At 35.2% G+C, this 6,660-nt stretch carries 6 protein-coding genes and 2 pseudogenes; 4 read left to right on the forward strand and 4 right to left on the reverse strand.

The window, feature by feature from the left end:
- Positions 1-134 precede the first annotated feature (134 nt).
- Positions 135-1,154 carry an NADP-dependent oxidoreductase gene (locus MKL35_RS13000; protein ID WP_001261184.1) on the forward strand — a complete coding sequence of 340 codons (1,020 nt, stop codon included), beginning with the start codon at positions 135-137 and terminating at the stop codon, positions 1,152-1,154.
- A 16-nt stretch (positions 1,155-1,170) separates the two neighbouring features.
- The gene (locus tag MKL35_RS13005; RefSeq protein ID WP_000631287.1) at positions 1,171-1,809 is read left to right on the forward strand and encodes a glutathione S-transferase family protein; all 639 of its coding nucleotides are present in this window, start codon (positions 1,171-1,173) and stop codon (positions 1,807-1,809) included.
- Positions 1,810-2,220: 411 nt separating this feature from the next.
- Here MKL35_RS13005 and MKL35_RS13010 read toward each other — a convergent pair whose 3' ends face one another.
- Positions 2,221-2,652, reverse strand: coding sequence for a PPC domain-containing protein (locus tag MKL35_RS13010; RefSeq protein ID WP_000684951.1), 432 nt, complete (start codon positions 2,650-2,652; stop codon positions 2,221-2,223).
- A gap of 299 nt (positions 2,653-2,951) precedes the next feature.
- Between MKL35_RS13010 and MKL35_RS13015 the strand changes: the two genes are divergently transcribed.
- Complete coding sequence (locus MKL35_RS13015) at positions 2,952-4,151, forward strand: tyrosine-type recombinase/integrase (protein WP_000059657.1); 1,200 nt, start codon at positions 2,952-2,954, stop codon at positions 4,149-4,151.
- 208 nt (positions 4,152-4,359) lie between these two features.
- Here MKL35_RS13015 and MKL35_RS13020 read toward each other — a convergent pair whose 3' ends face one another.
- Positions 4,360-4,611 (reverse strand): hypothetical protein, encoded by a 252-nt coding sequence (locus tag MKL35_RS13020; RefSeq protein WP_004882744.1) that lies wholly within the window; start codon positions 4,609-4,611, stop codon positions 4,360-4,362.
- A gap of 197 nt (positions 4,612-4,808) precedes the next feature.
- Here MKL35_RS13020 and MKL35_RS13025 point away from each other — a divergent pair, with 197 nt between their 5' ends.
- Complete coding sequence (locus MKL35_RS13025; RefSeq protein WP_031945173.1) at positions 4,809-5,030, forward strand: helix-turn-helix domain-containing protein; 222 nt, start codon at positions 4,809-4,811, stop codon at positions 5,028-5,030.
- 380 nt (positions 5,031-5,410) lie between these two features.
- Here the strand turns inward: MKL35_RS13025 and MKL35_RS13030 are convergent.
- A pseudogene (locus tag MKL35_RS13030) lies at positions 5,411-5,739 on the reverse strand (type II toxin-antitoxin system VapC family toxin); the annotation flags it as partial.
- Between the two features lie 75 nt (positions 5,740-5,814).
- Positions 5,815-6,580 (reverse strand): annotated as a pseudogene (locus MKL35_RS13035) (IS5-like element ISAba31 family transposase).
- Positions 6,581-6,660: the final 80 nt, after the last annotated feature.

Below are 6,660 nucleotides of genomic sequence, written 5' to 3' on the forward strand. Positions count from 1 at the left end.
TTACTCTATTGTAAAAAATAGACCAGTCGTATTGTTTTTTATTATAACTCATCTACAATGGATGTAAAGAAATTTTAATCATAATTTTTGATTGTGAAGAGAAATACTTTTAAATAAAACATGGAGTTATATGTGTGAGAACAGTTATTAATCAACGCATCGTTTTAGCTAAACGGCCAGTGGGTGAGCCAAAACACAGCGATTTTCGTATTGAGCAAGTTGAGCTCAATGAACTTAAACAAGGTGAGATATTGTTAAAAACCATTTACTTGTCACTCGATCCTTATATGCGTGGTCGCATGAGTGATGCTCCTTCATATGCAGCACCGGTTGAAATTGGCGAAGTGATGGTCGGTGGAACAGTCAGTCAAGTAGTGGCCTCTAAAAACCCAAAATTCAAAGAAGGCGAGTGGGTTCTTTCCGGAAATGGCTGGCAGGGCTACGCAATTTCTAATGGGACTGCATGTCAAAGCTTAGGTATGCAACCCGAACATCCATCTTGGGCATTGGGTATTTTGGGAATGCCAGGATTTACTGCTTATATGGGCCTGTTGGACATTGGTCAGCCTAAAGCCGGTGAAACTTTAGTCGTTGCAGCTGCAATGGGACCTGTCGGTGCTACGGTTGGACAGATTGGCAAAATTAAAGGTTGTCGCGTGGTTGGCGTCGCAGGTGGGCCTGAAAAATGTCGTTATGCAGTAGAAGAACTAGGCTTCGATGCTTGTATCAATCATCATGATGAAAATTTTGCAGAACAATTACAACAAGCAGCTCCCAACGGTATTGATATTTATTATGAGAATGTGGGGGGTAAAGTATTTGATGCTGTATGGCCATTGCTTAACTCTGCGGCACGTGTACCGGTGTGTGGTGTGGTTTCCCAGTATAACGCTACCGAGCAAGCACAAGGGCCAGACCGTTTACCGGGCTTTATTTCCACCCTTTTAAAAAAGCGTATTCGCATGCAAGGCTTTATTATTTTTGATGATTATGGCAGTCAGTATCCGGAATTCTATCAGCAAATGTCTGAATGGTTGAAAGACGGAAAAATCAAATATAAAGAGCATATGGTGCAAGGTTTAGATAACACGATCAATGCTTTCAATGGTATGTTGAAAGGCGAAAACTTTGGCAAAGTCGTTGTAAAAATTTAAAAAAATAGGAATTATCATGATTACACTACATCATTTAGATCAATCACGTTCTTTTCGCATTTTGTGGTTACTTGAAGAAATCAAGCAGCCTTATGAGCTGAAACGCTATTATCGTGACTCAAACACGCATTTGGCCCCTGACTCTTTAAAAACCATCCATCCTTTAGGGAAATCTCCAGTATTGGAATGGGATGGCAAAGTTATTGCAGAGTCAGGCGCAATCGTTGAGTTATTAATTCAGAAACTTGCGCCGCATTTAGGACCAGATATGGATGAACCTACCTATGTCGATTATCTACAGTGGATTCATTTCTCAGAAAGCTCTGCCATGCTGCCATTTTTATTAAAAACGTTTAATGCGATAGAAACCAAGCAGGGCACGAAGTTGGTATTTCTAGAAAATTATACTCAAGTTGAGTTCGATAAAGTATTTGGCCATTTAAATGAATATTTAAAAGATAAAGAATTTCTAGTGGCAGACCGTTTAACCGGTGCTGACTTTATGATGGGCTTTGGGCTACATGCTTTAGTTTATCATATGGGACAAGGTGGAAATTATCCCCATATCCAACGTTATGTAGCAGGTTTAAGCCAACTACCTAGCTGGCAAGCCGCAGTACAAATTGAACAAAATGGTGTGAAAAGTCAAAAATAGCAAGATTGTTTTTTAAGGCAATTGAGAAAAAGAATCGTCATTGACAAGTACATCTAGTTATAAAATAAGCTGACACTTTTTTAAAGTAAACGCCTAATGAATTTCATCGGGCGTTCTCTATTTTAAAGATAAGGAATTACCATTATTTAAGACAAGTTTCGCCTATTCTTCCCCTTCAAATTCCTATCAAAAGAGTTTGAATATCACGACGGTTACGTTGAAAGATATATAATCAACTTTTGAAAGAAAGGTGACTAACGCACAGCAAGATTAAATTATTCCTTGGGGTATTAAACAAGTAATCTATATCATTTTAATAACATAAACACATATGCGTAAAAATCACGCCCCGCTTAACTGGCAATAGTTTTTGAACCCTCGTATAAAAGCTTAAAAGAATCTAGCAAGTCTTTATTTAATGTTAATACTCATCCAGTATTGAGGTTTTTTATCTTTTCTTGCCTGTGATCTAGGTTGTAATACTCTAATTTCATACTCACCTGAAGCAGGTAAAATATAAATACCATTATCATCAAGCTCTGGAGAATATTCTCCAATATTGATGGAGTCTTTTAATTGATTACCCCATAAGTAAGCTTCAACATTTCCTCCAGTCAACTTCACTTTTAACTTTTGCCCTTTTTTAGCATAAAATTTGTAGGAATCATACTTGTATCCCTCTATCCTTCCGTAATAATTTGCAGAGTAAGCTTTTTTTGCAAACTTAACTACAACAGTCTTTCGTATATCATTGTTATCATTTGCAAGTACGGCTGGGCTAAGCATAGTTAAAGTTAGGGCCATAAAAGCACCAGCTAGTAATTTCGTATTCGCTATTTTCATAAGGTTACCTTAATTCTTGTATCGCCCCTGACATAGTAACATAAGTAATAAGTAACCATGAATCATGGAACTGAACTGTGAATAGTCATAACATAGAGTTGCACTTCAAATGCTAATTTAAGACTTGCGAAATCAATGGTTAATTAATTGGTCACTAAGGAATAGCCAATCTAGATATAAACTTTATTTAACAAATACTTATAAAAATATGTGATGCGTAACATACGCATCATATGAAAGTCCTTCTATTTTGGTATAATTAATTTGATCAGTCCACTGATAGGTTTCATTCAAATCTCATGAGTCTTACTGAAATTAAAGTTCGCCAAGCTCATTGCAAGGAAAAAACTTGTTTTTTATCCGATGAAGATGGACTCAGTCTAAAAATTGAACCAAATGGAAGGAAGTCTTGGAGTTATCGCTATACAGATCCAAAAACCAAGAAACGCCGTCGAATTCAGTTAGGGCTTTATCCTGATTTATCCCTGAAAAAGGCACGACAAGTCAGGGATGATTTTAGAGACAATAATTTCTGTTTTGAAAATGAAACTGTTTCTAATTTAATTACTTTTCATCAGGTAGGAGAGGAGTGGCTACAGTTCAAACTTAAAAATGCATTCAATGATTTACCACGCTGTGGTGTTCTCCAGTTAGCAGAAAAATGTTTACAGCATGATATTTATCCAGTTCTTCAGGATATCCCTTTTCAAGATATTAAGCGCTATGACCTAGTATCGATTATTAGAAAAATAGAGTCACGTCAAGTTAAAGAACCTGTCAAAAAAGCATGTAGTTATTTGAACCAAATTTATGACTATGCTGTAGCAATGGGCTATTGTGAATATAATATCGCGCATGGTTTAAATAAAATTGCTGTTAACAATAAAATCAAGAAGAACTATCCTTATTTAAAAGCTGAAGACATCTCAGATTTTATGCATAACTTAAAAAAGTTGGATGCACATCCCATTATTAAAAAAGCACTCATGTTTAAATTATATACTGGCGTGCGAGGGGCTGAATTGTTAATGGCTGAACCTCATCATTTTGATTTAAAAGATAAAATTTGGAGAATTCCTGCCTTACATATTAAACAGTTTCGACGTAAAGTTATCCTAGGGCATGAAATTCAAGATTTTTTAGTTCCACTTTCAGATCAGGCATTAGAGATTTTAAAAGATGCAATGCAATGGTCATTGGGTGAAAAATTCATTTTTGCTAGCCCACGAAAGCAGAATCACCCGATTCATTTTAATACATTAAATATGGCTATACGTAAGATGGGGTATAGCAAACATCAACTTTCCTCCCATGGATTACGCTCTACCTTCAGTACTGTTTTGAATGACTCTGGATTGTTCCAAGATAATTGGATTGAGGCTCAACTCTCGCATATTGATAAGAATCGTACACGTGCCAGCTATAATCATGCTGATTATTTAATTCAACGAACTGAAATGATGCAGTGGTGGGGTGATTATTTAAGTACTGTTAGGTGATAACTTCATACTTTTATTAATATAAGTTATTGTAAATTATTAATAAAATATTTAAATATTGTTGTAAGTGCTTTCGTAATGAAAATAACTATTCGTGCAGTTCTACCTTACATAAGGTGTTTATTTTTTCTTTATTTTGAAGGACTCTTACTGAATTAAATTTGATTTTAATAAAGTTTTATATTAAAAAATTATGATTCTATACAGCTTAGGCTAATTGATAGACGCTATCTGGAAAGAATGAAAGAAAATATTTTTTAATTTCTGCTAATTCTGTTAATTGAGGCTCATTTTCTAATAATTGAAATGTCCAAACAAGTACGGCTTGGTGATTATCATAACAAGAATTCACACCAAGAAAGCATGCCATTCCAAAACCCTTATTGATGTTTATTTCTTTAATCAATTGATTTCCTAAATCACGAGCTTGCTGGCTGATCAATAACTCATCTGGCATCACAGTAGGGTAACTCCACAAAATAATCGAATGCTGGTTCAATCCTTATATTTAAAAAGTTATAATCTAGTTGAAATTGATAAAATATGCTTTCTAAAAGACATAATAACCTGCTGTAGGTTAATTTTAGCAAAGTATGACTTGGCCAACAACTAAAAAATACCCCGCAGCAGGTTATTTTTTTGTAATTAAATTTATATATGATTACTTGTAAGTTATCCAGCCTAATGGGCGATCGAAAAATTTTAAAATTAAGTGATGTGGTGCATGCAACAGGTATCCATCGCAATACGCTCACTAATATGTATTATGACCGCGCTGTACGTATTGAATTGCCTGTTGCTGATAAGTTGTGTAAATACTTTAACTGTACGATGAATGAATTATTTGAATATACAGAAGAGATCGAAGAACAAGATTAAGTTTACTTTACCAAGGAAAACTTCACATCGTTTACAGCCTGTTTTCATAAAAAATAAATTATGTGTTTAGTTCGTTTTTTTGGAATTAATCTAATGGTAGGGTATTTTCTTTATCGAAAATAATAATTTGGAACTTACCCGATACACAATAGCTGCAACTATTGAGGGTAAGTTCCATTTAGTATAAATCGCATATAAGGAACAATGACTTGACTGCAATTTATAAAGATATCTTATGCTAACCTTACATTTTCTACAATCATTTGTGTATTTGTCCTTTATGATTGGACTGCTCCCAGTATCCTAGATACGAGGCTCCCTTATTTTAAAGCTGCCTCAAGTACTCAAGGATTCTAGCCATCTAAATTTATGGCTAGAAGTTAAACCCAATTTTCTAATTTCAAACCTTCAATACGTTCAAACTCTTTCGTATTGTTTGTGACTAATACAACATCCATAGCAAGGGCTTGGGCTGCAATCAGCATGTCTAGGCTACCAATGGTTTTACCAGTTGATTGAAGCTCTTGACGTAATTCAGCGTAGTGCCAGATGGCTTTCTCATCATAGGGTAAGATTTCTAAAGGGGATAAGAACTTGTTTAATGCCTGTTTATTTCGTTCAGATCCCGACTTCTCGACAGCAAAGCTAATTTTAATGCTGTGATGCTTGAAACAGCGAGCTGCCCAAGCTGATATTTCTTGAAACGTTCAACAGCGGAATCTAAATTCTGTGTTTGATTTGGAAATGCCAGTATAGGACATTTCTATTTAGGGTTTGTTGACATTTACTGTTCATAATTAACCCTATAAAGGTAGCCATAAAAATATACAGGCTAAAGCAACAGAACTTTGATAATTTCTTTTGAGCTTGTCATATCGAGTAGCTATTCCTCTAAATTGCTTTAATCTACAAAACATATTTTCAACTAAATGCCTGATTTTATATAAATACCAGTCCATATGGTCATTGTTCGATTGGCTATTTGTTTTCTTTGGTATATTCGCTTTAGTCCCTGTTTTCCTGATCTGTTCACGCAGTGGTTCTGAATCATAGCCTTTATCTGCACATACCACTTTTGTCTCTTTTAAATCTAATGTTGATATTAAATCAGGTGCAACTTTAACATCATGTGTGGTTCCATCGGTAATCATGAAATCAATAGGATTGCCATGTGCATCAACAATCAAATGTATTTTTGAGGAGTTTCCTCCTACACTTTTAGAAATAGATTGATTCGCTATGCCGGCAGAATGTTGATGAGCACGTACATGAGAGCCATCAATAAAAATCCACTCCATATCGGGGCATGAGGCTAGTAATTTGAATAATCTAAGAAACTTACCGCTGCTTGACCAACGATTAAAACGTTTGAAAATAGAGTTTGAATGACCAAAACAGCAAGGAATATCTCGCCACGGACAGCCTGTTCTAATTCTATAGAGAATAGCTTCAATAAAATTGCGTAAATTTGAGTTGTGGTGAATGGATAAATTACGCAGAATAACTTTCAACTTTTGCCAGTGTTGATCTGTCAGCATGGTACGAGGCATAGCGAATAGTAAAATTGGGTTTGGCGATTTGATTTTACTACTTCGCTATTTTTTTAAGCTAAAAGTGTCAACACACCCTA

It is taken from the genome of Acinetobacter sp. AOR41_HL, assembly GCF_027854645.1.
Lineage (GTDB): Bacteria > Pseudomonadota > Gammaproteobacteria > Pseudomonadales > Moraxellaceae > Acinetobacter > Acinetobacter nosocomialis.

What these genes read in the sequence shown, in the direction of transcription:
- MKL35_RS13015 (WP_000059657.1), top strand. Translation starts at nt 2,952, where the DNA reads ATGAGTCTTACTGAAATTAAAGTTCGCCAAGCTCATTGCAAGGAAAAA.
- MKL35_RS13010 (WP_000684951.1), bottom strand. Translation starts at nt 2,652, where the DNA reads ATGAAAATAGCGAATACGAAATTACTAGCTGGTGCTTTTATGGCCCTA.
- MKL35_RS13005 (WP_000631287.1), top strand. Translation starts at nt 1,171, where the DNA reads ATGATTACACTACATCATTTAGATCAATCACGTTCTTTTCGCATTTTG.
- MKL35_RS13025 (WP_031945173.1), top strand. Translation starts at nt 4,809, where the DNA reads ATGATTACTTGTAAGTTATCCAGCCTAATGGGCGATCGAAAAATTTTA.